General features: G+C 72.6%; 21 protein-coding genes. 11 read left to right on the top strand and 10 right to left on the bottom strand.

What is annotated here, in order from left to right; all coding sequences use genetic code 11:
• Positions 1 to 73 precede the first annotated feature (73 nt).
• Complete coding sequence (locus tag ACSMXO_RS41835; RefSeq protein ID WP_346258049.1) at positions 74 to 703, top strand: hypothetical protein; 630 nt, start codon at positions 74 to 76, stop codon at positions 701 to 703.
• On the opposite strand, the gene ACSMXO_RS41830 is transcribed toward ACSMXO_RS41835, so the two are convergent.
• The 3 genes from ACSMXO_RS41830 to ACSMXO_RS41820 all read right to left on the bottom strand — a co-directional run bounded on the left by ACSMXO_RS41830 (position 704) and on the right by ACSMXO_RS41820 (position 4,152).
• Positions 704 to 2,284 (bottom strand): AMP-binding protein, encoded by a 1,581-nt coding sequence (locus ACSMXO_RS41830; RefSeq protein WP_455416148.1) that lies wholly within the window; start codon positions 2,282 to 2,284, stop codon positions 704 to 706.
• A 134-nt stretch (positions 2,285 to 2,418) separates the two neighbouring features.
• Positions 2,419 to 3,633: an acyl-CoA dehydrogenase family protein gene (locus ACSMXO_RS41825; protein ID WP_346258047.1), complete on the bottom strand. Its 1,215-nt coding sequence runs from the start codon at positions 3,631 to 3,633 to the stop codon at positions 2,419 to 2,421.
• A gap of 66 nt (positions 3,634 to 3,699) precedes the next feature.
• Positions 3,700 to 4,152, bottom strand: coding sequence for an SCP2 sterol-binding domain-containing protein (locus ACSMXO_RS41820; protein ID WP_346258046.1), 453 nt, complete (start codon positions 4,150 to 4,152; stop codon positions 3,700 to 3,702).
• Positions 4,153 to 4,248: 96 nt separating this feature from the next.
• On the opposite strand from ACSMXO_RS41820, the gene ACSMXO_RS41815 reads away from it, so the two are divergent.
• From ACSMXO_RS41815 to ACSMXO_RS41800, 4 genes are all read left to right on the top strand, one after another.
• Entirely contained in the window at positions 4,249 to 4,896 is a 648-nt protein-coding gene (locus ACSMXO_RS41815; RefSeq protein ID WP_455416147.1) for a TetR/AcrR family transcriptional regulator, read from the top strand.
• A gap of 183 nt (positions 4,897 to 5,079) precedes the next feature.
• The gene (locus tag ACSMXO_RS41810) at positions 5,080 to 5,463 is read left to right on the top strand and encodes an ArsR/SmtB family transcription factor (RefSeq protein ID WP_346258044.1); all 384 of its coding nucleotides are present in this window, start codon (positions 5,080 to 5,082) and stop codon (positions 5,461 to 5,463) included.
• Positions 5,460 to 5,783, top strand: coding sequence for a hypothetical protein (locus tag ACSMXO_RS41805; RefSeq protein ID WP_455416146.1), 324 nt, complete (start codon positions 5,460 to 5,462; stop codon positions 5,781 to 5,783). Before ACSMXO_RS41810 ends, ACSMXO_RS41805 begins: the two co-directional genes overlap by 4 nt.
• Before the next feature lie 40 nt (positions 5,784 to 5,823).
• Positions 5,824 to 7,374 carry a serine hydrolase domain-containing protein gene (locus ACSMXO_RS41800; protein WP_455416145.1) on the top strand — a complete coding sequence of 517 codons (1,551 nt, stop codon included), beginning with the start codon at positions 5,824 to 5,826 and terminating at the stop codon, positions 7,372 to 7,374.
• A gap of 127 nt (positions 7,375 to 7,501) precedes the next feature.
• On the opposite strand, the gene ACSMXO_RS41795 is transcribed toward ACSMXO_RS41800, so the two are convergent.
• The 3 genes from ACSMXO_RS41795 to ACSMXO_RS41785 form a co-directional block, all read right to left on the bottom strand.
• A complete protein-coding gene (locus ACSMXO_RS41795) occupies positions 7,502 to 8,374 on the bottom strand; it encodes a pectate lyase family protein (RefSeq protein WP_455419434.1) in 873 nt (290 codons plus the stop codon).
• Between the two features lie 401 nt (positions 8,375 to 8,775).
• Positions 8,776 to 9,699, bottom strand: a complete 924-nt coding sequence (locus ACSMXO_RS41790; protein WP_455416144.1) for a MaoC/PaaZ C-terminal domain-containing protein — start codon at positions 9,697 to 9,699, stop codon at positions 8,776 to 8,778.
• Complete coding sequence (locus ACSMXO_RS41785; protein ID WP_455416143.1) at positions 9,699 to 11,102, bottom strand: 3-oxoacyl-ACP reductase; 1,404 nt, start codon at positions 11,100 to 11,102, stop codon at positions 9,699 to 9,701. Before ACSMXO_RS41785 ends, ACSMXO_RS41790 begins: the two co-directional genes overlap by 1 nt.
• A 57-nt stretch (positions 11,103 to 11,159) precedes the next feature.
• On the opposite strand from ACSMXO_RS41785, the gene ACSMXO_RS41780 reads away from it, so the two are divergent.
• Positions 11,160 to 12,452, top strand: coding sequence for an acetyl-CoA C-acetyltransferase (locus ACSMXO_RS41780; protein WP_455416142.1), 1,293 nt, complete (start codon positions 11,160 to 11,162; stop codon positions 12,450 to 12,452).
• Positions 12,453 to 12,488: 36 nt separating this feature from the next.
• Here ACSMXO_RS41780 and ACSMXO_RS41775 read toward each other — a convergent pair whose 3' ends face one another.
• Genes ACSMXO_RS41775 through ACSMXO_RS41765 form a run of 3 tightly spaced genes read right to left on the bottom strand, consistent with a single transcriptional unit; the run spans position 12,489 to position 13,395 of the window.
• Positions 12,489 to 12,671 carry a hypothetical protein gene (locus ACSMXO_RS41775; protein ID WP_455416141.1) on the bottom strand — a complete coding sequence of 61 codons (183 nt, stop codon included), beginning with the start codon at positions 12,669 to 12,671 and terminating at the stop codon, positions 12,489 to 12,491.
• Positions 12,644 to 13,048 carry a hypothetical protein gene (locus ACSMXO_RS41770; protein ID WP_455416140.1) on the bottom strand — a complete coding sequence of 135 codons (405 nt, stop codon included), beginning with the start codon at positions 13,046 to 13,048 and terminating at the stop codon, positions 12,644 to 12,646. The genes ACSMXO_RS41775 and ACSMXO_RS41770 overlap by 28 nt, the downstream gene beginning before the upstream one ends.
• Positions 13,045 to 13,395, bottom strand: coding sequence for a hypothetical protein (locus ACSMXO_RS41765; protein ID WP_455416139.1), 351 nt, complete (start codon positions 13,393 to 13,395; stop codon positions 13,045 to 13,047). Before ACSMXO_RS41765 ends, ACSMXO_RS41770 begins: the two co-directional genes overlap by 4 nt.
• A 314-nt stretch (positions 13,396 to 13,709) precedes the next feature.
• Between ACSMXO_RS41765 and ACSMXO_RS41760 the strand changes: the two genes are divergently transcribed.
• The 5 genes from ACSMXO_RS41760 (at position 13,710) to ACSMXO_RS41740 (ending at position 19,192) form a co-directional block, all read left to right on the top strand.
• Positions 13,710 to 14,258 (top strand): UTRA domain-containing protein, encoded by a 549-nt coding sequence (locus tag ACSMXO_RS41760; RefSeq protein ID WP_455416138.1) that lies wholly within the window; start codon positions 13,710 to 13,712, stop codon positions 14,256 to 14,258.
• A 13-nt stretch (positions 14,259 to 14,271) separates the two neighbouring features.
• On the top strand, positions 14,272 to 14,994 hold the full coding sequence (locus ACSMXO_RS41755) for a GntR family transcriptional regulator (protein WP_455416137.1): 723 nt from the start codon (positions 14,272 to 14,274) through the stop codon (positions 14,992 to 14,994).
• Positions 14,995 to 15,276: 282 nt separating this feature from the next.
• Entirely contained in the window at positions 15,277 to 15,864 is a 588-nt protein-coding gene (locus ACSMXO_RS41750; RefSeq protein WP_455416136.1) for an ArsR/SmtB family transcription factor, read from the top strand.
• Between the two features lie 2 nt (positions 15,865 to 15,866).
• Complete coding sequence (locus ACSMXO_RS41745) at positions 15,867 to 17,117, top strand: MFS transporter (RefSeq protein ID WP_455416135.1); 1,251 nt, start codon at positions 15,867 to 15,869, stop codon at positions 17,115 to 17,117.
• Between the two features lie 230 nt (positions 17,118 to 17,347).
• A complete protein-coding gene (locus ACSMXO_RS41740) occupies positions 17,348 to 19,192 on the top strand; it encodes a sugar ABC transporter permease (RefSeq protein ID WP_455416134.1) in 1,845 nt (614 codons plus the stop codon).
• Positions 19,193 to 19,308: 116 nt separating this feature from the next.
• Here the strand turns inward: ACSMXO_RS41740 and ACSMXO_RS41735 are convergent, their stop codons facing one another.
• Positions 19,309 to 21,735 (bottom strand): sigma-70 family RNA polymerase sigma factor, encoded by a 2,427-nt coding sequence (locus ACSMXO_RS41735; RefSeq protein ID WP_455416133.1) that lies wholly within the window; start codon positions 21,733 to 21,735, stop codon positions 19,309 to 19,311.
• Positions 21,736 to 21,746 lie beyond the last annotated feature (11 nt).

Raw genomic sequence — 21,746 nt, 5'->3', positions numbered from 1 at the left:
CGCACCGGGTTTCCTACCGTGAGATCACCCCCGGCCGTCGGTCTCGGGGGATCCCAGCGGCGGAGGAGCGACCATGCACAGGTACCTGACCCGGGCGGCCCTGGTCGCCCTCGGCGGCGCGATCGCGGTCGCGGCGACCGGTTGCGTGACGATCGAGACCGGTGGGTCCGCACCGGCCAGTTCGGCGCCGGCCACCGGCGACGCGGGCCTGGGCAGCGCCCCGCCGGACGAGACGGCCGCGACGCCGGCACCGACCGGCAGCCCGGCGGGGCACGGCGGCCAGCCCGGCGGTGGCGGCAACACCGGTGGCGGCAACACCGGCGGTGGCGGCAACACCGGCAGCGGTGGCAACAACAACAGCGGTACGACGGGCAAGAAGCCGAACGGCCCGACCATCGTCTACTACCGGATCAAGCAGAAGCCGCAGTGCGACCAGGGCACGAACGTCAACCGCATCCCCGGGGTACCGGTGATCCTGGAATGGAAGGTGACCGGCACCGACAAGGTGACCCTCTCCGTCGACGGGCCCGGGATCTACGACACCTATCCGGCGGTCGGCACCGCGACCATCGACTTCCCGTGCGCGGGCATTCCCGGCGAGCACGTCAAGCACACCTACCAGCTCCGGACCGTCGGCGGCGGCGAGGTGCGGTCGAAGACCCTGACCGCCTCGGCACTGGTGCACGAGATCCCGATGGTCTAATCAGGCCCGGTGGTAGCGGCGCAGTTCCCGGGTCAGCACCTTGCCGGTCGCGTTGCGCGGCAGGGCCGGTACGAAGAGCACGTCCCGGGGCACCGAGAACCGGGCGCGGTAGCGGCGGACGTACTCGCGTACCGCGTCCGGGTCGAGCGTCTCGCCCGGATGCAGCACCAGGTACGCCGCCAGCCGCTGCCCGTACGTCCGGTCCGGAACGCCGATCACCGCCACCTCGCGTACCTGGGGCAGCTCGGCGAGCAGGTTCTCCACCTCGGACGGATAGACGTTCTCGCCACCGGAGACGATCATGTCGTCGGCACGGCCGTCCACATAGAGCAGTCCGTCGGCGTCCAGGTGGCCGAGGTCGCCGGTGTCCAGCAGCCGCCCATCGACCGGACCGTCCTGTTCCCGGCCACCCGTCGTGTACCCCTCGAAGAGCAGCTCGTTGCCGACCAGGATCCGGCCGACCTGGCCGGTCGGGGTCGGCTCGCCGCGCCGGTCGACGATCACCAGCCGGGTGCCGTGCGGCGGCCGGCCGGCGGTGGTCGGCGCCCGGCGCAGCTCGGCCGGGGTGGCGATGGCGGCCCAGGAGACCTCGGTGGAGCCGTACAGGTTGTAGAGCACGTCGCCGTAGCGGTCCATGAACCGGGTGGCCAGCCCGCCGGGCAGCGCCGAACCGCTCACCGCGACCACCTCCAGCGGCGGTCGGGTGGCCGGCGGCGGCACCTCCAGCAGCCGCTGCACCATCACCGGTACGGCGAACAGCGCCGTGCAGGAGTGCCGTTGCACCGCCGCCAGCGCGGCCAGCGGCTCGAACCTGCGGTGCAGCACGACGGTGCCGCGCAGCGCGAAGGCCATCTGGAGCGCGGCGTACCCCCAGGTGTGGAAGAGCGGGGCGGCGATCATCATCCGGACGCCGCTGCGCAGCGGGATCCGGCCGATGATCGCGACGAGTGGGCCGAGGCCGCTCGGGGTGGGCCGGCGGGCACCCTTCGGCGTACCGGTGGTGCCGGAGGTGAGCACGATGGTCCGGCCGTCCCGGCCCGGCGGGCGCAGCTCGCCCAGCGGTGCCCCGGCGACCAGCTCCGGGTACTCCCGGTCGTCGATCCGCTCCACCTCCGCCGGCAACCCGACCACCCGGTCGAGGAACTCGGCGTCGTGCACCAGCAGCCGGATCCGTTGTTCCTCGGCGACGGTCGCGAGCTGCGCCCCGGAGAGCCCGGTGTTCACCAGTACGATGTCGGCGCCGAGCAGCCCGCCGGCGAGGGCGGTCTCCACCAGCCCGGCGTGGTTGCGGCAGAGCACCCCGATCCGGTCGCCCTCCGCGACGCCGTAACGGGCCCGCAGCGACCGGGCCAGCCGTTCGGCCCGGTCCAGCAGCTCCCGGTAGCTGATCTCGCCGCGCTCCTCGTCGATCAGCGCGACCCGGTCCGGATCCCGGGCCGCCGCCTGGCGCAGTTCGCCGGCCAGGCTGAACCCCCAGTTCCGCAGCGCGCCGAGCTGCGCCGCGACCCGCCGGGGCGAGCCGGGCTTGAGCAGCCCGCGCCGGGTCAGCGTGGTGACGAGAAACGCGAGGTCCGAGGGCAAGGAGCGGCTCCGCTGGTTGTCGTTCTACTTCGGGGAAGGTGCCCGCCGGTCGGGGCGGCACCGGCTTGGCTCGGCGGCACCGGCTTGGCTCGGCCGCCGCCGGGCTGGCTTGGCCGCCGCCGCGACCGGGCTGGTCAGCGGATCTGGCGCCCGGAGATGGCCCGGGAGATGACCAGCCGCTGGATCTCCGAGGTCCCCTCGAAGATGGTGTAGATCTTGGCGTCCCGGTACCAGCGCTCGACCGGGTGCTCGCGCAGGTAGCCGGCGCCGCCGAGGATCTGCACCGCCTTCTCGGTCACCGAGACCGCCACCTCGCCGGCCTTGAGCTTGGACATCGAGCCCTCACCCGCGCTGAACGGGCGGTTGTTGCGCCCCATCCAGGCGGCCCGCCAGACCAGCAGCCGGGCGGCGTCGATCTCCATCCGCATGTCCGCGAGCTGGAACGCGATCGCCTGGTTCTCGATGATCGGCCGACCGAACTGGACCCGCTCCTGGGCGTACGCCAGGGAGTATTCGTACGCCGCCCGGGCCACCCCGATCGCCTGGGCGCCGACGGTGGGCCGGGAGAGTTCGAAGGTACGCATCGCCGCCTGGCTGTTGCCACGCTGGCCGGAGCGGGCCCGGTCGAGCCGTTCGCGCAGTGCCTCGCGCCCGCCGAGCAGGCAGCGGCCCGGCACGCGTACCTCGTCCAAAAAGACGTCGGCGGTGTGCGAGGCGCGCAGGCCGAGCTTGCGCAGCTTCTTGGTCGCGGTCAGTCCCTCGGTACCGGGCGGCACCACGAACGCGGCCTGCCCGCGGGAGCCGAGTTCCGGCTCCACCGAGGCGGTCACCACGTGCACGGCGGCGATCCCGCCGTTGGTGGCGTACGCCTTCTGCCCGGTCAGCACCCACTCGTCGGTGGCCTCGTCGTAGCGGGCCCGGGTACGCATGGCGGAGACGTCCGAGCCGGCCTCCGGCTCGGTGGTGCAGAACGCCGCCACCGCCGGCCGGTCGGTGTCGCCGTAGCACTGCGGCACCCATTCGACCAGTTGCTCGGGGGTGCCGGAGCCGTAGATCGCGGCGACCGCGAGGGTGGTGCCGAACAGCGCCATGCCGATCCCGGCGTCGCCCCAGAAGAGTTCCTCGTTGGCGAGCGGCAGGGAGAGACCGGTCGGGTCGGCCCAGCAGTTCGCGATGAACTCGAAGCCGTACAGTCCGACCTTCGCCGCCTCCTGGATCACCGGCCAGGGGGTCTCCTCGCGGGCGTCCCACTCGGCGGCGGCCGGGCGGACGATCTCGGCGGCGAAGCCGTGCACCCAGTCGCGCAGGTCCCGCTGCTCTTCGTTCAGGTCGAGCGAGAACTCGGTCACGCCGTCCCCTCGTCGTCGGTCGTCGGGTCGGTCCCCGGTGCCGGCTCGGCCGGCCCGGTGTCGGGGTCAGGCCTTCGGGATGTCGAACAGGTTGGCGATGTTGGCCGCCAGCCCGAGGTCACCCTTTGCCTTCAGCTTGCCGGTCATGAACATCATCACCGGGTTGGCGCCACCGGAAACGATCTTGAGGAACTCGACCGGGCCCATCGTGAGGGTGAGCTTCGGGTCCCGCTGCGGGGTCTCCGAGACCTGGCAGGCCCCGTTCTCGATGACGATCTCGTAGGTGTCGGAGCCGCCGTCGGGCCGGCCGGTGATGGTCCAGTGCAGGACCGTGTTGGTGTTGCCGGCCCGGTCGGCCCGGAACAGCGTCGGCATCCGGCCGAACACCGCGTCGAGCACGTTGCCGCGCAGGTCGCCGCTCATCACCTCGGCCAGCTTGTCGTCCGGGGTGGACTTGACGATCTGGGCGAACTGCTTGGGCTCGAGCGAGGCGAAGTTCGCCGGGTCGAAGTCGGTCATGCGAAGGCCCTCCGGGCTGCTGGTGATGGTCGCTTTCCGGTCAACATTATTGGTTACTCGCGCGTAACCTTACGCACGAGTAGGTAAGCTCGCAAGGTGTCGACTCCGCCCGCCTTCCGGCGGCTGCCCCGGGCCGTACGGGAGCAGCAGATGCTCGACGCCGCGGTCAAGGTCTTCTCCCGGCGCGGCTTCCACGCGGCGAGCATGGACGAGGTCGCCGACGAGGCGGGCATCTCCAAACCGATGGTCTACGCCTATCTCGGGTCGAAGGAGGAGCTTTTCACCGCCTGCCTGCACCGGGAGGGGACCCGGCTGCTGGAGGCGATCGTCGGCGCGGTCGTACCGGACGTGCCGTTCGAGGAGCGGCTCTGGCGCGGCCTGCGGGCGTTCTTCCGGTTCGTCGGGGCGCACCGGGACGGTTGGGCCGTCCTCTACCGGCAGGCCCGGGGCGAGCGGCCGTTTGCCGGCGAACTGACCGCGATGCGGAGCCGGATCATCGAGGTGGTCGCCGGGATGCTCGCCCGGGGCCTGGCCGCCGACGGCCGCGAGGTCCGCGCACCCGAGCTGGAGGTCATGGCGTACGCCCTGGTCGGTGCCGCAGAGTCGGTCGCGGACTGGTTGGCCGACCACCCCGAGGCCGACCCGGACGCGATGGCGGGCCGGATGATGGCCTTCGCCTGGACCGGCGCCGGCAACCTGCTCGCCGGCCGCCTCTGGCGACCACCGTCCGCCCCGACGGACTGACCGCTGTCCGTTCCGACGGACTGGCCACCGGCCGCCCCGACGGACTGACCGCCATCCCTTCCGCCTCCTGGGCGGGCGCGACGCTGTCGTGAATCCGCTGCTTGACGTCTGCGGTCCAGGGTGTCAGTCTCATCTGACAGGGGGTGTCAGTCTCATCTGACACCCGGAAAGGGAACCGGACGCATGGATCAGGCCCCGCCCTCGGGGGAGCAGTTGCTGCGGATGCTCACCGCGCTGGCCAGCCCGCACCGGCTGCGGATCGTGGCGGCCCTCGTCGAGGGCCGCAGCTACGTCAGCCAGCTCGCCCGCCGGCTGGGGATGAACCGGCCGCTGCTCTACATGCACCTCCAGCGGTTGGAGGCGGCCGGGTTGGTCGTCGGCGAACTGGAGACGGCCCGGGATGGCAGCTCGGTGAAGTACTTCGAGGTGGTGCCGTTCGCGCTGACGCTCACCCCGCAGTTGCTCGCCGACGCCGTCGCGACGCTGGGGGCGGCGGAGCCGGGAGCGGGCGGGACAGGGCAGAAGGGCCCGGCAGCGGGCGGATCGGGAGAGGACACGAGCACGTGACCACACTGTTGGCAGCCGACCTGGACATCGCGCAGACCGCCACGATCGCGTCGGCCGCGCTGGCGGTGGCGCTGGCCGCCGTCGTCGGCTTCGTCGGCCTGGGCTTCTACCGGGCCCGGCGCAGCACGGCCGGGGAGGCGGCGTACCGCGTCCTGGTCGAGCGGATCGTCGAGGCGGAGAGCCGGACGGCGGAGGCCACCGCGGCGACCGCCGAGGAACTGACCGGGCTGCGTGCCGAACTGCGCGGCACCCGCGACGAGATGACCGAGGTCAAGCAGCGCCTGGCCGAGCTGGAACGGCTGCTCAGTCAGATCGGCTGAGCACCGGCCGGCGGCACTTTCCACGGGGGAGGAAACCGAAATGAGCGACAGGCTGCGAGACGCCGTCCTGCGGGTGCTGGCGGCATTGGTCGCCCTGCCGACGGCGGTGGCTACCGGGATCGGTCCGGCGGCCGGGGCGCCGCCGCCGGAGGAGATGGTCCGGGTGGAGAGCTACCTGCGGGAGTACATGTCCGAGGTACGGACGCCCGGGCTGGCGTACGCGGTGGTGCGTGGCGAGCAGGTCGTCGGGCAGGGCGCCTGGGGCGTCGACGGGGACGGAGAACGGATCACCCCGCGTACGCCGTTCGTGCTCGGCTCGGTGACGAAGTCGTTCACCGCGCTGGCGGTGATGCAACTCGTCGAGGCCGGTCGGGTCGAGCTGGACGCACCGGTCCGCCGGTACGTCCCGTGGCTGCGACTGGCCGACGACTCGGTCGCGGCCCGGATCACCGTACGGCAACTGCTGATCCAGACCACCGGGCTGCCGCAGGTGGTGGCGATGGGGCTCACCGACCGGTACGACAACACGCCCGGCGCCCTGGCCCGCTCGGTACGGGACCTGGCGGCGGTCCGGCCGACCGCCGAGCCGGGCACGGTGCACCAGTACAGCGACGCCAACTACATGATCCTGGGCGTACTGGTCGAGGAGGTGACCGGGGAGACCTACGGCGGATACCTCCGCCGGCAGGTACTCGATCCGCTCGGGATGGTGGACTCCGCCGCCACCGCGGCCGAGGCGGCGGCGGTCGGCGTGCCGCCCGGGCACCGCTACTATTTCGGCCGCCCGCAGCGCTTCGCCCCGCCCTTCGACGGCTCGGGGGTGTCGTACGGTTTCCTGGCGGCGAGCCTGACCGACCTGACCCACTACGCCACGGCCCAGCTCGCCGACGGCCGGTACGCCGGCCGCGCGATCCTGTCGCCGCAGGGCGTCGCCCGGTTGCACGCCGGCCAGGTCCCAGCCGGTGGCGGCCGGTACGCCATGGGTTGGCGGGACGGCACGCTCGGCGATCCGGCCGAGCGGATCGTCTGGCACGCCGGGGCGACGGCCAACTCGTTCGGCCACATCCTGCTGGTACCCGGATCGGACCTGGCCGTGGTGGTGCTGGCCAACATCTACAGCCTGATGATGGACGGCCCGCTGGTCGCGGCCGCCTTCAACGTCGCCCGGATCCTGGCCGGCGGCGAGCCGGAGGTCGGGGCGGCGAGGGATCCCACCTTCACCCGACTGCTCGGCGGGCTGGTCGCGGTCGCCGTACTCCTGCTCGGCCTGCTGGTCTGGTCGGTGGTCCGGTCAGTCCGCCGGCCGGTCGGGCCGGCGCGGTCGGGCCGGCGGACCGTCGCCGGAACGCTCGGCTGGGTCGCCGGCTGCGCCGCGCTGGCCGCCGCGGTGACCTGGGCGGTCCCGGCGGCCTGGGACGGCGCCGGCCCGGCCCAGGTCCGGCTCTTCGCCCCGGACGTCGCTGACGCGACGGTGGCGGTGGCGGTGCTGGCCGGCCTGCTGACCCTCGCCCGGGTCGGCGTCGCGGCCGTCGCTCTGACCGGCCGGTCCCGGGTGCCGGCCGAGCGGCCGCGCTACGAGGCGGTCGGCTGACCGGCCGCGCTTGCGGGGAGCGCACCGACGGCGGAAACGGGGGTACGGGTGCTCCGGTCCGGTGGGACCGGAGCACCCGTCACGTCGCCGGTGGCGCGGGTCGGATCGGCCGACGCCGTGCCGACGGTCAGATCCGGCCGGTGCCGGCGCCGCCGGTGACGATGGACTTGACGTTGGCGGCCGGGTCGACGCTGACGCTGTACGGAAGGCTCCGGACACTGCCGCCGGCCTGGCCGCTACCCGAGTTCACGAAGTGGTTGTTCCGGGCGACCAGGGTGCCGGGGCCGGAGCTGGCCTCGCCGAGGTGGTACGGGTCGTCGGTGTTCTCGAAGTAGTTGCCCTCGACGAGCACGCCGGCGCCTTCGGTCGAGGCGACACCGTAGCCGCCGACGTTGTTGTAGTAGTTGTTGAAGACGTGCACCGGGTTGCCGAACCGGACCCGGGGGTGGCGCTGGTTGGAGCCGTCGAACCAGTTGTGGTGGTACGTCACGCGCAGCTTGCCGGAGTCCTCGCCCGCGTTGTCGTCGGAGTGGCCGAGCAGGAACGACTTGTCGTGGCCGTAGACCCGGTTCCAGGAGACGGTGGCGCAGTCCGAAGCGCGCTTGATGTCGACCGCGCCGTCGTTGCCGTTGGTGAAGCTGTTGTGGTCGATCCAGACCCGGGTCGAGTACTGCACGTTGATCGCGTCGTCGCTCCAGTTCCGGAAGTTGATGTTCCGGATGATGACGTTGCTGACGCTGGCGACGTTGAGCCCGCCACCGGTGATGGCAGCACCGCTGCCCACACCGATGATGGTCTTGTTGGCGGCGACCTTCTGCATGCCGCTGATCGACAGGCTGCCGGAGACTCGGATCACGCGCGCGCCGCTGGCCTGCATCTCGCTGACCAGTTGGCTGCCGCTGGTGACCGTCACCGGGGAGGCGTTGCCGCCGCCGGTGGTGCCGCCGCACTGGGTCGCCCAACCCTGCATGTTGAACGAGGCGGCCGACGCGCTGGGCATGGCGACCAGGGAACTGCCCACGAGCGTGGCGGCGGTGGCCGCAGCGAGCAGCGGGAGCCGGGAGAGCCGCCGGGTACGGCGGGTGGTGGATTCGGTGCTGGACACAGGAAACCTCCGAGCGGAAGTGGTCCACCCCGGCGGCCGGGTCGCGGGTGGGACGCGGACGCCGCCAGCGGTGAGTGGACGGTGCGGCCGGCGGGTCCGGACCGCACTGGGGACGGGAGCTGGAAAGCGCTTTCCAGCATCAAGCGAAGACTATCGATGTGCATCAGTCGTGTCAACGACAAATCTCGATGTTTGTTCCGTCCTGTCGGGCTTGGCCCGAGAGAGTGATCAGTCCGGATCACCCGCATCAGTCCTGGGTCGCGGCGACCCCGGACCAGTCCTGGGGCCCGTCCGGATCAGTCCCGGGGCGCGGCCACCTCGCCGAGCAGGTAGGGACGGCCGCGCGACGGATCGTGCAGCCCGAAGCTCCAGCCCGGGGTCGCGGAGAACGCGACCGTCCCGGGCAGCGGCACGGGCAGCTTGAACGCCACGTCCACGGTGTACGCGTCGGGCAGCCGTCCCTCCAGCGCGGCCAGGCACCGGGCCTTGCTCCACATGCCGTGCGCGATCGGCCGGGGGAAGCCGAACAGCCGGGCGGCGATCCGCGAGGTGTGGATCGGGTTGTGGTCGCCGGAGACCCGGGCGTAGTCCCGGCCCACCCGGGAGTCCACCCGCCACAGCGCGGTCGGGGCCGGCGGGGCCGGTCGCTCCGTGCCGTCGCGTCGGCCGCCGTCGGCCGCCGTACGCTCCCGCCGCAGGTACGTCGACACGCCGCGCCACACCACCTCCCCGCCGGCCGAGGCGGTGCAGACCACGTCGAACTGCCGGCCCCGGTCGTGCGGGCGCAGGTCGACGGCGCGTACCGCGAGGTCCAGCGGCTCCGCCGCGTCCACCCGGCGGTACGTGGTGATCCGGTTCGCCACGTGCACCAGACCGACGAGGGGCAGCGGAAACTCCGGCGCGCTCATCAGGCGCAGGGCCAGCGGGAAGGCGAGTACGTGCGGATAGGTCGGCGGCAGCGCGTCGGCGAGCCGGAACCCGCACACCCGGTCGTACGCCGCCAGGTGCTCCCGGTCGACCGCGACTTCCCGGACCAGCAGTTCGGTCTCGGGGAGCCGGTCGGCGCGCCGGGCCGGACCGAACCGCGGGGCCAGCCCGATCGCCGCCCGCCGGTAGAGCGGCCCGGCGGCCGGCAGCGCCGCCAACTCGACCCCGGACTTCTCCGGCGCTCTCCCGGGCTCGCCGTGCGGCCCCTCGGTGGCGTTCGGCAGCTCGGACATCAGGCCCCCAGCAGGCTCTGGCCGCAGACCCGCACCACGTTGCCGGTGACGCCGGCCGAGCCGGGCGAGGCGAACCAGGCGATGGCCTGTGCGACGTCGACCGGCAGGCCGCCCTGCGCCATGCTGTTCATCCGCCGGCCGGCCTCGCGGAGCACCAGCGGGATCCGGGCGGTCAGCCGGGTCTCGATGAAGCCCGGTGCGACCGCGTTGACGGTGATGCCGCGCTCGGCGAGCACCGGAGCCATCGAGTGCACCAGGCCGATCACCCCGGCCTTCGAGGTCGCGTAGTTGGTCTGGCCCCGGTTGCCGGCGATCCCGGCGATCGAGGAGACCCCGATCAGACGCCCGCCGCGCGGGATCAACTCGCGGTCCAGCAGTACGTCGTTGATCCGCTCCTGGCTGGTGAGGTTGACCTCCAGCACCGAGTCCCACCAGTCCGGGCTCATCCGGCCCAGCGTCTTGTCCCGGGTGATCCCGGCGTTGTGCACCAGCACGTCCACCCGGCCGTGCCGGTCGGCCAGGTGGTCGGCGAGCCGCAGCGGCGCGTCGGGTGCGGTCAGGTCGAGCTGTACCGCCGTACCGCCGACGGCGTTGGCGACCTCGGCGAGCGCGTCACCGGCCGCCGGTACGTCCAGCGCCACCACCTGGGCACCGTCGGCCGCCAGTACCTCGGCGACCTTCGCCCCGATCCCCCGGGCGGCCCCGGTGACCAGCGCGATCCGGCCCTCCAACGGGCGGGCCCAGTCGACCTCCGGCACCTCGGCCGGGCCGATCCGGACCACCTGCCCGGAGACGTACGCCGAGCGGCCGGAGAGCAGGAAGCGCAGGGTCGACTCGACGGCCCGTTCGGCACCCGGCGCGACGTAGACGAGCTGTGCGGTCGTACCCCGGCCGAACTCCTTGCCGATGCTCCGGGTCAGCCCTTCGAGGGCGCGCTGCGCGGTCGCCTCCCGGGGCGTGCCGCAGGACTCCGGCGGAGTGCCGAAGACGACCACCCGGCCGGACGGGCGCAGCGCCCGGGCCAGCGGGTGGAAGAAGTCGAAGAGCGCGCGCAGCCCCGACGAGTCGGTGATGCCGGTGGCGTCGTAGAGCAGGGCGGCCTGTGGCGGCACCCGGCCCGCACCGTCGCCCGGCTCCGTCGCGGTGGCGCCCGGGGTGGCGGTCGCGGTCGGGCCGGTCGCGGTGGCCGCCGGGTCGGTGATCTCGACGCCGGCCGAGGTGAGCAGCTTGGCCAGCGGTTCGACCAGGCGGCCGCCGGAGGCGGCGTCGAGGCGTACCGGGCCGTGCGTCAGCGGGTCGCCGGGGTGGTAGCGGCGCAGCTTGGGCGGGTCGGGCAGGCCGAGGCGCTTGACCAGCGCCCGGCCGGGACCGGTGTGGGCGAAGCTCGCGTACCTGTCGCTCATGACCGTAGCCTACTCGCGGGTAAGGTAGGAACAACCCTGCGTTCTGGAGGCGTCACCATGGAAGCCGTACGTCGCGTCGCGGTCCTCGGAGGCAACCGGATCCCGTTCGCCCGCTCAGGCGGGCGGTATGCCAAGGCGTCCAACCAGGACATGCTGACCGCCGCCCTGGACGGGTTGATCGCCCGGTTCGGCCTGGCCGGCGAGCGGCTCGGCGAGGTGGCCGCCGGTGCGGTACTCAAGCACTCGAAGGACTTCAACCTCACCCGGGAGGTGGTGCTCGGCTCCCGGCTCGACCCGCGCACCCCGGCGTACGACCTCCAGCAGGCCTGCGGCACCGGCCTGGAGGCGGCGATCCTGGTCGCCAACAAGATCGCGCTCGGCCAGCTTGAGGTCGGGGTCGCCGGTGGCGTGGACACCACCTCGGACGCGCCGCTGGCGGTCAACGAGGATCTGCGGCGTACCCTGCTGGAGATCAACGCCGCCCGTACCCTGGGCGGGCGCCTGAAGGCCGCCACCCGGTTGCGCCCCGGCCAACCGTTCCGGCCGGAGATCCCGCGCAACGCGGAGCCGCGTACCGGGCTGTCGATGGGGGAGCACGCGGCGATCACCGCCCGGCGGTGGAACGTCGACCGGCAGGCCCAGGACGAGTTGGCGGTCCGCTCGCACCAGCGGCTCGCCGCCGCGTACGACCGCGGGTTCTTCGACGACCTGGTCACGCCGTACCTCGGGCTGACCCGGGACCAGAACCTCCGACCCGACACCAGCGTGGAGAAGCTCGGCAGGCTCAAGCCGGTCTTCGGTACCCGGGGACCGGACGCCGAGCACGCCAGCATGACCGCCGGCAACTCCTCCCCGCTCACCGACGGGGCGTCGACGGTGCTGCTCGCCTCCGAGGAGTGGGCCAAGGCACACAACCTGCCGGTACTGGCCTGGTTCGGCCCGTCGGCGACCGCCGCGGTCGACTTCGTACACGGTGACGAGGGGCTGCTGATGGCCCCCGCGTACGCCGTGCCCCGGCTGCTCGCCCGGGCCGGGCTGACCCTGGCCGACTTCGACTACATCGAGATCCACGAGGCGTTCGCCTCGCAGGTGCTGGCCACCCTGGCCGCCTGGGAATCGCCGGAGTTCTGCACGGACCGGCTCGGCCTGGACGCCCCGCTGGGATCGATCGACCCCGCGAAGCTGAACGTCAACGGCTCGTCGCTGGCCGCCGGCCACCCGTTCGCCGCGACCGGCGGCCGGATCGTGGCCACCCTGGCCAAGCTGCTCGCCGAGCGCGGCTCGGGGCGCGGGCTGATCTCGATCTGCGCGGCCGGCGGTCAGGGCGTGGTGGCGATCCTGGAACGCTGAGCGGGCGCCGTCTCGGCGAGGTCTCGTTGCCGTGGGTCAACCCGATCCTCCGGACCAGTCGAGAAAGCCGGACCAGTCGAGAAAGCGGGTACGCCGCTCCTCGGGCGACAGGTCGGGCAGGTCTGTGGCCGCGAGTGCCACGTACCGGCCGAGGTGGCTGAGCAGCGCCAGCCGGTTGTGCCGGTAACGGCTCAGGAATCGCGCCCGCTGGTCGGGCACGGCCAGTCCTCGCCGCAGCCGGCACAGGTCCAGTCGGGACGCCTCGGAAGGTGCGCCCGACGGGGGCTCGTCGTCCCGTCGAAGGACTCTGGTTGTCGCTGGTCGACCCGTCGTTCGGGTGGATGTCGGCGCGACAGTGGACCGGGTCGGACGGCCACGGCGTCCAGCCGGACCAGTACACGTCGCTGGCGTAGTCGTATCCCGTCGGGAGGTTGCAGTTCGACTCCGCGCAGGTGGAGCCAGAGGCCGTCAGTGTGCCGTTCCCGGCGCCCCAACTCGATGACTTCCAGGATGAGTCTGCCGAGGCCGAAGCAGTAGTAGCCTTCGGCGACCTCCAGGATGTCGCCGGCCCGGATGTCGGGCAGCCGGGCACTCACGTCTTGGCTGTGGTGGCCGTCGTGCCTAGGGGGCGTCGCCAGGCGGCGGTAAGCAGTGGCGCGGTGCGCGGCAGGGATCGCCGGACTGTGCTGAGCCAGCCATGCCAGCCGCCCGATCGATGATTTCCGTGCGATCGGTGCTTCGCAGGTTCGGGAGTGAGAACCTGCCGACCCAACTCCACGAGGCGGTTCGCCGCCGCGTTGGCCGGTCGGCAGGGTCCGGGCGTCAGGCAGACCAGGCAGAGCCCGGTCTCCCGGTCGAGTACGTGTGCGTCGAGCATGTCGTACGCGGCCTGTGCATCGGCCGTGTCCCGCTCGGCAAGGCTGCTGGACAGGTAGACGGTCATCGAGTCGCCTCTCGTCGCCTCGACGTGGACGTACGGCGCCTAGCCGAGCCGGACCGGATCGCGGCGCGGAGAGCCGTATTGCCGTACGGCCCGAATGGCGGTGGCTCACTGTTCGGGCGCCGCACGCCTACTCGGAAGGCCGGCCTGGCTGTCGGGTCAGCTCGCGGGCGGCCCATTTCGGCAACCTTACTGCATTTCAAATAAGGTAGCAAGGATCACTTGCACTGAATGGGCCGGAGAGTTGGGAGTGGGCCTAGTCTGTGACGGGTGCGAGTCTGGGCTGCCGCCAGGTGGAACCACCACAGGAGTCGATCATGGAGAGTTCGGAGTGGGTCAGCATCTCGACCCCGTACCTGACGCCGCGGTCGAGCGGGGATTCGGAGGCCTGGGGTGCGGAGGCTGAGGCGAAGGGCGGTGTCGGCAGTCAGCGTCTGCTGGGAGTGAGCGAGATCGTGCCCGGGTCAGAGATAGCGGAGGCCCTGGAGATCGATCCTGGGTCTCGGGCTGTCGTGCGTCGTCGTTTGATGTTGTTCAACGATCAGCCCGTCGAACTGACGGACTCCTACTATCCGTTGTCCATTGCGCAGGGAACCGCGCTCGCCGAGCCTCGCAAGATCAAGGGTGGTGCGATTACGCTCCTCGGCCAACTGGGCTATCTTCCCGTGAAGGTACGGGAGGACGTGTACACCCGGCAGCCGAGCGAGTGGGAACGCGCGACGCTCGGGTTGGGCGATCATGAGTGGATACTGGGACTGAGCCGGGTGTCGAAGACGGCTGATGGACGGTCGGTCGAAGCAAGTGTGATGACGATGGTTCCCTGGGGCCGCCGGCTACGTTATGAGTTGTCGATCGACCGACGATGAACGGAGGGCCGTCGTGGCCAGCGGGGGTGACGGACGGCCTCGTCACGAGCAGATAGCCGCTGACATTCGTGCCCAGATCATGGCGGGTGAGTTCCCAGCCGGCACGCAGTTGCCGTCCATCCCGACACTGGTGACGACATATCAGGCGGCGACTGCGACCGTTCAACGCGCTCTCGGAGCGTTGAAGGCAGAGGGCTCCGTCTACAGCGAAACAGGCCGGGGCGTGTACGTGCGGGATCGGCAGCCGCTCGTGGTGGCGGCCGTCGCCTACATCGCGCCTACCCAGGGCGGCTACGAGTACCGTCTCATCGACGTTGCCGAGGTCGTGCCTCCCACCGAGGTCGCGCAGGCACTCGACTCGGGCGACGACTTGACTGTCGTGCGGCACCGGCTGCTGTTGCAAGGCAACGAGCCGGTCGAGCTTTCCTGGTCGTACTACCCGGCCGCGATCGCCAGGGGTACGGAGCTGACCGGGCGCCGGAAGATCGCCGGTGGCGCCGCTCGCGTGCTGGCGGACAACGGCCACCGGCAGCGCGATCTGCACGACCGCATCTCGGCGAGGATGCCCACCACCGAAGAGGTCGAGGCATTGGCACTGCCGCCATACGTGCCGGTCATCCGTCAGTTTCGCGTCATCCGCGACGAGTCCGGCCGTCCGGTCGAGGTGTCGATCCTGATCAAGGGCGGCCACCTGCACGAACTCCGGTACCGCCAGGCCATCCCGCCGGAGAACTGACCATCGGGATCGGTGACCTGGACGCCAGATGCGCTAACCGTCCGGATAACGCCTCTGGCGTCCAGGTCGTGGTCGTCGGCATGGCGAGGCGGCGGCGGCAGCGGTGGCGGGGGTTGCCGTGGCTGTGGTGGGAGCAGAAGCGGGGCAGCTCGACAGTCTCTGCGGCGGGTATCGCCCGCCGCCCGCCACCCCGCGTCGCGGCAAGGCGCGTCCAGCGCTCGCCGGGCACCACTCCCAAACAACTGTTTGATAGTTGAGCTGACGTCTCCTACGCTCCCAAACATGTCTTTGGGAGTTGACGAGCCAGAGCACGATCCAGAAGACGAGCCGGGCGCCGACGACGCGCCGGATCCGACCGCCCGGCTCCGGGCGCTGGCCCATCCGGTACGGATGCGGATCCTCTCCCTGCTCACCGCCTCGGCGCTGACCGCCGCCGAGATCGCCCGCGAACTGGACCTCACCCACGCCAACGCCAGCTACCACCTGCGGCACCTGCTGGCCGCCGGCCTGATCGAGGTGGCCGGCGAGGAACGCATCCGGGGCGGCGCCGCAAAGCGCTACCGCTACGACCCGGCGAGCGAGCCCACGCTACCCGCCTCGACGCCGGCCGGCGGGCGGGCCACTCCCGAGCACCGGCTGCTCTACGACGCGCTCGCCGCCGAACTGCGCCGCCGCGCCCACCACCTGCGGCCCGGCCCGAGCAACTTCCTCACCGACGCCGAATTCTGGGTCGACCCCGAGACCTGGGACGAGATCCGGAACACCATCGCCGAGGCGTCCGCCCGGCTGCACCACGCCGCCCGGCCCGCACGTACCCCCGGCACTCACCGGGTGAGCGCCACCGTCGCGCTGTTCCGGATGGAGGAGTGATCGTGGGCACCCGGGACAGCGCACTGGCGCCGCTGCGGCACCGGCCCTTCCGCTACCTGGCGATCGGTCGGTCCGCCACCATGCTCGGCAACGCGGTCGCACCGATCGCGCTGGCGTTCGCCGTACTCGATCTCACCGGCAGCGTGCGCGACCTCGGCCTGGTGGTCGGCGCGCGGTCGCTGACCCACGTGGTGTTCCTGCTCTTCGGCGGCGTGCTCGCCGACCGGCTGCCCCGGCAGGCGGTGATGGTGGTCTCCTGCACGCTCGCCGGGCTCACCCAGGGCGCGGTCGCGGTGCTGGTGCTGACCGGCACCGCGACGATCCCGGCGCTGGTCGCGCTCGCCGCCGTGAACGGCGTGGTGGCCGCCTTCGCCTGGCCGGCCGCCGCCGCGCTGGTCCCGCAGACCGTGCCGGCCGAGCTGCTCCAGCCGGCCAACGCGCTCAACCGGCTCGGCGTAAACGCCGCCATGATCGGCGGCGCGTCGCTCGGCGGCGCGCTGGTGGCCGGCGTCGGACCGGGCTGGGGCCTGCTGGTGGACGCGGCGACCTTCGCGCTGGCCGGGCTGGCATTCGCCCGGGTACGCGTCCGCGCGGTCACCGCCCCACGCACCGAGCGCGCCAACCCGGTCCGCGAACTGCGCGAGGGCTGGACCGAGTTCGTCGCCCGCTCCTGGGTCTGGGTGGTGGTACTCGGCTTCCTGCTGATCAACTTTGCCTACGCCAGCTCGGTCAACGTCCTCGGCCCCGCCGTGGCGGACGAGACGATCGGCCGACCCGCCTGGGGCGTGGTGCTCGCCGCCCAGACCGCCGGCATGGTGGCCGGGGCGCTGGTCGCGCTCCGGATTCCGGGTACGCCGGCTGCTCCTGCTCGGCGTGCTCTGCATGTTCGCCGACGTACTGCTGCTGCTCGGGCTGGCCTGGGCGCCGTCCGTGGCCGTACTGGTCGCCGCCGCCTTCGTGGCCGGGTTGGCCGTCGAGCAGTTCTCGGTCGCCTGGGAGACCTCGATGCAGCAGAACATCCCCGCCGACAAGCTCGCCCGGGTCTACTCGTACGACGCGCTCGGCTCGTTCCTGGCGATCCCACTCGGCCAGATGGCGATCGGTCCGGTGGCGGAGGCCATCGGCACCAACCCGACCCTGCTGGTCGCCGCCGGCATCGTGCTCGTTGCGGTGCTCGGGATGCTGGCCGATCCCGGCGTACGCCGGCTCCCCGCCGACCTTCCACCTGCCGGCGCGGCTGCGGCTCCCGGTGACAGCCCGGTACCCGGAGCGGCGCCGGCGGTGGCAGCGGGAGCGGCAGCGGCGGGCGGGAAGGGCGACTGACCCGGAAGTGCCGGAACGGGATTGCCGGAATCGGCGACTCCTGGGTAGATGGTGCGGCGTTCTTCGTACTTGTTGCTGGCGGCCGGTACGGTCGCGGTGGCCGGACAGGCGAGCGGCGGGGGCATATGTGATGGGCTATCCAGGGCAATCATCCGGGACGGTGCCGGTTCCGCCGGCCGGGCAGTATCCGGCTCCGCAGGCTGGAGCGGGCTCGGCGGGGCGTGCGCTGCTCGGCCTGGCGCTGCTGCTGCCGGCGCTGATCGCGCTGATCTGGTCGTACGTCGTACCGACCGCCTCCACCGTGCTGACCAGCTTCCGGCACGAGAACCTCTTCAGCGAGCCCCGATCGGCCGGGATCGAGAACTATCAGGCGGTCTTCGAAGACGGGTTCCTGGGCCAGCTCGGGTTGGCGCTGCTGCTCGGTCTGCTGCCGCTCGCGTTCGCGTTGCTGGTCGCGCCGCTGCTGGCGCTGGTCGCCGACCGGGCCGGCCGGCTGGGTCGGCTGCTCACCCGGGCGGTGCTGGCCGTGCCGATCGCCGGGTACGCCCCGGTCGCGGTGTTCCTCGGCTGGCGGCTGCGGCTGGCCGAGTCGGGCTCGCTCGCCGACGGCGCGCGGTTCGAGCTGACCTGGGTACTCGCGGCGACCTCGTTCGGGCTGGTGGTGGCGGTCGCCGCGACGGCATTCCTGAGTGCGCTGCGGCAGCGGGAACCGGGCCGCTGGCCGACTCCGGCCCTGCTCACCGTCGGTGGGCTGGTCGGCTTGGCCGTGCTCGCCCTGTCACTCCAGATCTTCACCGCACCGGCGCTGCTCACCAACGGCGGGCCGGCGCGTTCGACCATGACACCGGTCCTCGGGACGATGCAGACGAGCTTCACCACCTTCCGGCTCGGCCTGGGTGCGGCCACCGCCACGCTGCTGCTGGTCGTACTCGGCGGGCTCGGGCTCGCCGCGACCGGGTTGCTGCTGGCCAGCCGTACCCGGATCGAGTTCGACGGTTGGCGGGACCGGCCCGGCGGCCCGCCGGCTCCGGCGCGCGGCCCCTCCGCTGTCCACCTCGGAATCGTCATCGCGGCGCTGGTCGTCGTGCTCGGGGTCTTCGGCTGGGCCTCCGCGCCCTGGCTGCGGCATGCCTTCACCGGGGCCGACCTGCCCGGCGGGGTCAGCACGGCGGGCGTACTCGTCAACACCTGGCTGCCACCGTTCGTCTCGGCGCTGGTGTCGGTCGGGCTGGCGGCGGTGGCCGGGTTCGGCATCGGGGCGCTGCGCCCGCTCGGCCGGTGGAGCGAGTTGCTCCTCCTGCCGTTCGCGCCGTGGCTCTTCGTCGGCATCGGTCCACTGGCCGTCGCCGGGTTCAAGCGGGTCAGCGAAAACGGCCAGGTCAACACGTTCCTCGGGATGATCCCGCCGGTCTGGCTCAGCGTACCGGCGCTGTTCGTCTTCACCCTGCTGTTCCGGGGACAGCAGCCGAAGTGGCGGGCCGGCGGGGACGGCGTCCGTACCCTGCTGCTGCCGGCACTGCCGATGCTGGCCGTCGCGCTCCTGCTGACCTGGCTGTTCAGCGCCGAGCAGCCGTTGTGGGCCCGCCTGGTCACGTCCGACCCGGAGAACGCGTCGGCCCCGTTGCTGGCCGAGATGCTGATGGCCGAGTTCGGCAACCGGGGCACCGGCTTCCTGGGCCTGGTCCTGCCGCTGCCGTTGCTCGTGTTGTTCCTACTGGCGTTCGCCGGGCTCCAGATCGGTTACCTGGACCGGCTGGCGATCCGGGTGGGCCGGTCAGCCGCCGAGCCGGCGCAGCAGCCCGGTCCGCCGCCGCAGCAGCCCGGTCCGCCGCCGCCGCACGTCGGGTTCGCCGGCCAGCCGGTGCCCGCACAGCCGTACGCTGCCCCGACCCAGCCGTACCCGGCGCCGTCGTACGGAGTGCCGCCGTCGCCGTACTCGCCCCAGTCATCCCAGTCGCCCTGGGCCGCACAGACTGAGCCGCCGTCGACGGGGAAGGCGGAGTAGCGCCGCGCCCGATTGCCTACCCGTGTTGCCCAGAGGGTGACCTGGACGTGGAAGGCGCTACCCATGCCCGGTGACCGCCTTTGGCCTACAGGTGAAGGGTCCCGCTGCGTTCGCGGCTAGCCGGCCGGCGCCTTGGCGCTGATCGCGAGCGCGCCGAGCAGCCAGGCGTCGCGACCGGTCCGCGCGGTGACGACGGCGGGTCGGTCGCTGGGCAGGCGGGTCTGGAGTACCCGTGCGTCCGTACCGAAGGTGTTCCAACCGGCGGCCGTACCGTCGGCCCGGCTGGCGGCGGTGTTGTTCGGGTTTTTCCGGTCGACCGGGCTGGCGTTGATGTCGAGCCGGTCGCCGACGCTCGCCCGGTCGGTCTCCCAGCCGACGAACCCGATCTGGGCGTCGGCGCCGGGAGCACCCGGCAACGGAACGGCCACCGAGCCGCTGCGCTGGAGCGCCAGGGCGCCGTCGAGCACCGCGACGGCCCGGGCTGGGCCCCCGTCGGCGACCACGGCGACCAGGCTCCAGCCGCCGAACGCGCCGATCCCGCCGAGGAAGGCACCACGGTGCAGCCCGACCCACCAGGTGCCGGACCCGGCGCTACGGGCGAGCCGGGTCACGTCGGCGAACGCCTGGTAGCCGCGCCGCCCCTCAAGGGTGGTCGGGAAGTCGTCGACCCGGGAAGCCCGGACGGGGGTGTAGCGGGTGCCGCCCGGTGCCCGGACGTACGCCGTCGGGCTGGCCGGCGAGTGCCCGGTGCCGGCCCAGTAGAGGCCGGCCCAGAGGACCCGGCCGGTCAGTCTCACGGTGGCGGCGCTGACCATTCCTCCGCCGGGCGCGCCGGCCGGTGCACCCGGCGCCGAGTACCGGGTCATCAGGTAGTGGCCGTTGTCGACGCGACCGAGGGCGGGGCGACCCGACCGGGCCGCCCGGCAGGTGAGGTCGAGGTCGGGGCAGGACAGCAGCGAGTTGCCGGCGGTGGTGAGCCGGGCCGGCACCGTACCGGCGAAGACCGCGGAGAGACCGGTGCCGGCGACCGTGAGTTGGGCCGACGCGGTGTGGGTCGGCAGGCCGGGCGTGTCGAGGGTGATCCGCACGGCGCCGCCCCGGGCGGTGCCCGCGACTGTGACCGGCAGGTACGCCGTACTCGACGACGCCGGGCCCAGCGGCCCACGCCGACAGGTGCCCGAGGTCCCGGCGGTGCAGGTCCAGCCGTCCCCGGCAGCGCCGGCGCGCAGCCGGATCCCGCTCGGCAGCGTCAACCGGGTGCTGAGCGGACCCGTCGCGGCGGCGAGTCCGGCCCGGAACGTCCCGGGTAGCCGCCCCCCGCCGCCGTTCGCCCCGGCCTGGTTGGTGACGGTCATGGCGAGCACCGCGGACCGGCCCCGGACCAGCGTGCCGACCGGCGCCAGCGCGACGGCCAGCGCTCCGGGCCTGGCCGGGCCGGCGGCGCCGGGCGGGCCCCCGTCCGCCGCGCCCGCCACACCCGACCCGCCCGGCGGCTGACCGCCGACGGTGCCGGGCTCGGTGGGGCCCGGCGGACCGGGAGTGGGCTCGGAGGTCTGTCCCGGATCCTGTGGTCCGGTCGGGGGTACCGGGGCCGGTTGTTCCGGTCCGGCGACCGGCCCCGGGTTGCCGGTGAGGGTCAGCGCGACCGCCGCCACGGCGGCGAGGACCAGGCCGGCCGCGACGAGTTGGGTGACCCGGCGGCGGGCCACCCGCCGGACCCGGTTCCACACGGCGCCCGGAGCCGCCGTACCGGCGCTCAGGTAGCCGCCGGCTGCGGTCGTGCCGACCACGGCGGGAGCCAGCACGGCACCGAGGCCGGCGTTGATGTCGCCGAGTTCGACGAAAAGCAGATGGCAGGCCCGGCATCCGGCGAGGTGGCTCTCGACGTCGGCTGTCTCCCGCCGGGACAGTCCGCTCCGGACGTACGCGCCGAGCCGCTCGGCGACCCAGCGGCAGGTGTCGTCGGTACGAGCGGCGGCATGCTCACGCAGATAGTTCTGGCGTAGGCGCTCCCGGGCGCGGTAGGCGAGCGCCGAGATCGTGTTGGGGCGGACGCCGAGCAGGCGCGCGACCGTCGACGGCGGATCGCCCTCCACCTCGGTGTGCCAGAGCACCAGTCGCCACCGTTCGGGCAGTGCGGCGAACGCCCGGGCGACCATCGCCTGTTCCAGGTTCCGCACGGCGGGGTCGGTGAACGGTTCGCCGGCATCGTGGCGAGCCACGTCGTCGACGAGTTCGATCCGGCGGGCGCGGCGGGCCTCGTCGTAGAAGACGTTGCGCACGGTGGTGAGCAGGTAGGTGCGGAAGGCGGCACTGGGTCCGAGCCCGTCCCGCAGTACGGCGAGGACCCGGGTGAAGGCCTCCGCCACCAGCTCGTCCACTTCGGAGGGCCGATGATCCAGCGTACGGGCCAGCCGCCGGGCCGCCGCCTCGTGCCGGCTGTAGAGGGTGGCGTATGCGTCGGTGTCACCGGCTCGAACGGCCCGGATCAGTTGTAGGTCGCTCCGCACGTCAACGGCAGCGCTGTCGTGGTCGTCCGCCATGTCCTGCCAAG

The organism is Plantactinospora sp. DSM 117369 (genome assembly GCF_053764795.1).
The sequence above is the reverse complement of the archived record's forward strand: the minus strand, read 5'-3'. Positions and strand labels throughout refer to the sequence as shown.

Bases quoted from the DNA above. Each gene is read 5' to 3' on its own strand.
- ACSMXO_RS41785 (WP_455416143.1), bottom strand. From the start codon at position 11,102: ATGAGCGACAGGTACGCGAGCTTCGCCCACACCGGTCCCGGCCGGGCG.
- ACSMXO_RS41835 (WP_346258049.1), top strand. From the start codon at position 74: ATGCACAGGTACCTGACCCGGGCGGCCCTGGTCGCCCTCGGCGGCGCG.
- ACSMXO_RS41820 (WP_346258046.1), bottom strand. From the start codon at position 4,152: ATGACCGACTTCGACCCGGCGAACTTCGCCTCGCTCGAGCCCAAGCAG.
- ACSMXO_RS41790 (WP_455416144.1), bottom strand. From the start codon at position 9,699: ATGTCCGAGCTGCCGAACGCCACCGAGGGGCCGCACGGCGAGCCCGGG.
- ACSMXO_RS41780 (WP_455416142.1), top strand. From the start codon at position 11,160: ATGGAAGCCGTACGTCGCGTCGCGGTCCTCGGAGGCAACCGGATCCCG.
- ACSMXO_RS41795 (WP_455419434.1), bottom strand. From the start codon at position 8,374: ATGCCCAGCGCGTCGGCCGCCTCGTTCAACATGCAGGGTTGGGCGACC.
- ACSMXO_RS41800 (WP_455416145.1), top strand. From the start codon at position 5,824: ATGAGCGACAGGCTGCGAGACGCCGTCCTGCGGGTGCTGGCGGCATTG.
- ACSMXO_RS41765 (WP_455416139.1), bottom strand. From the start codon at position 13,395: ATGACCGTCTACCTGTCCAGCAGCCTTGCCGAGCGGGACACGGCCGAT.
- ACSMXO_RS41750 (WP_455416136.1), top strand. From the start codon at position 15,277: ATGTCTTTGGGAGTTGACGAGCCAGAGCACGATCCAGAAGACGAGCCG.
- ACSMXO_RS41810 (WP_346258044.1), top strand. From the start codon at position 5,080: ATGGATCAGGCCCCGCCCTCGGGGGAGCAGTTGCTGCGGATGCTCACC.
- ACSMXO_RS41735 (WP_455416133.1), bottom strand. From the start codon at position 21,735: ATGGCGGACGACCACGACAGCGCTGCCGTTGACGTGCGGAGCGACCTA.
- ACSMXO_RS41760 (WP_455416138.1), top strand. From the start codon at position 13,710: ATGGAGAGTTCGGAGTGGGTCAGCATCTCGACCCCGTACCTGACGCCG.